The 2,024-nt window shown below is 60.3% G+C and carries 2 protein-coding genes; both read left to right on the forward strand.

Annotation, left to right across the window (positions count from 1 at the left end):
- Positions 1-76: 76 nt before the first annotated feature.
- Positions 77-433 carry a phosphopantetheine-binding protein gene (locus tag AC1DQP_RS19910; protein WP_478052353.1) on the forward strand — a complete coding sequence of 119 codons (357 nt, stop codon included), beginning with the start codon at positions 77-79 and terminating at the stop codon, positions 431-433.
- The coding region (locus AC1DQP_RS19915; RefSeq protein WP_478052354.1) for a condensation domain-containing protein at positions 430-2,024 on the forward strand (1,595 nt) is incomplete at its 3' end. The genes AC1DQP_RS19910 and AC1DQP_RS19915, both read left to right, overlap by 4 nt.

Genomic DNA, 2,024 nt, shown 5'->3' on the forward strand with positions numbered 1-2,024 from the left:
CTACACCACCACCCACGACGCAGACGTATCCACCTAACGCCTGCTGACCCACCTGGGCGGCAAGCTACCCGAGTACATGGTGCCGGCTGCCTACGTGAAAATGGACGAGATGCCGGTGACATCCAACGGCAAACAGGACCGCAAGGCACTGCCGGCACCGGATGGCGAGGCCTACCTCAGCCGGCCGTACCAGGCGCCGATCGGCGAGATCGAAACCGAGCTGGCACGGATCTGGAGTGAAGTCCTGGGCGTGGAGAAGGTCGGTCGCCATGACAACTTCTTCGAGCTTGGCGGGCATTCCCTGCTGGCCGTGCGCATCATCGAGCACATGCGCCGATCGAACCTGCAGGCGGACATCCGCACCATCTTCACAACACCGGTGCTCGCGGATATTGCCGCCAATACCCAAGAATACGGAGAGATCGTCCTATGAGCCTTGCCTCACTTCACGCGCTGCTTCAGGTTCGGCAGGCCTCCATCCGCCAGGTCGACGGCAAACTGTCCCTTCGTGGTCCCGGTGCCGCCTTGAAGGACCGCGAACTCATCGATCTGATCAAGTCCAATCGCGACCAGATTCTCGAAAGGCTCGGCGCGGGCGAGTCCTTCAACTACGAGCAGGATGAAAGCGAAGCGATTCCGGCCAACCTGCTCGAGCCGGGTGTGGACAGGATCGTCCCCGAGCTGCTCCCCTTGCTGGACATCACGCAGGAAGAGATCGATCAGATCGTCGCTTCGATGGATGGCGGCGCTGCGGCCATCCAGGATATCTACCCGCTCACCCCACTCCAGGAAGGCATGCTCTTCCACTACCTGATGGCCGACAAGGGCGACCCCTACCTCATCTGGAGCATCTACAACGTCGAGGATCGAGCCACTCTGGACGCCTATGTGGATACCTTCAACCAAGTCATCGCGCGCCACGACATCCTGCGCACCTGCCTGCGCTGGGAGAATCTGCGCGATCCTGTCCAGGTGGTGGTGAGGGAAGCCAAGGTCCAGGTCGAAGACGTCGATCTCGACCCGGGCGACGGGGATCTCATCGAGCAGATGAAGACACGCTTCAGCCCTACCCACTACCGGCTTGACCTGCGGACGGCACCACTGGTGAAACTGCTGGTCGCCAACGATCCGCATAGCGGCCGGCTGATTGTCATGCAGCTCATGCACCACCTCACCACTGACCGGACGACAGGTGACGTGGTGACCTCGGAGATCATCGCGATCATGACTGGGCAGGCGCAGAGCCTGCCAACGCCGGTTCCCTACCGCAACTTCGTCGCCCATGTGAAGTCAAGCCAGCAGGACAGTCGACCCGATGCATTCTTCAAGCAGATGCTGGGGGACGTACAGCGCACCACTGCGCCATTCGGCCTGCTCAACGTGCACCGGGATGGATCAGGAATCGTCGAACGCAGCATCGTACTCGGCGAGGACATCGTCGCACGGCTGGCCAGGCTCGCCCGCTCCGAGGGCCTAAGCATGACCAGCCTCATGCATGTGGCATGGGGACATGTGCTGGCGAAAGTCTGCAACACCGATGCACCGGTGTTCGGTACAGTCATGTTCGGCCGACTCAAGGCCGGCGGAAGCAACGAGAGAATTCTCGGAGTTTCCATCAATACGCTACCCGTGATAGTGCATGTTGGGCAATCGGTCATTGAATGTGCGCGACACATGCAGACTCTACTGGCAGAGCTCCTGCATCATGAGCATGCCCCACTCACCGTCACCCAGAAGGCCGCCAACCTGCCCAACGGCGTTCCACTGTTCACCTCGGTGGTGAACTACCGCCATAGCAGCTCCCGTGATCGTCCGCTACTGGACGCACCCGTCGTTCCGGAAGCCGGCATCAGCTTTGTGGAACAGCATGAGGGAAACAACTACCCGCTCACGCTTTCAATCGACGAGTATCAATCCGCGCTCAAGCTTTCGATCCAAGCGGCTAGAGGCATCGACCCCGATCAGGTGCTGTCCCTGATTCGCAATGCAATCATCGGCATCATAGATGCCATTGGGAACCATCC

The sequence above is a fragment of the Stenotrophomonas sp. P5_A8 genome (assembly GCF_056400545.1).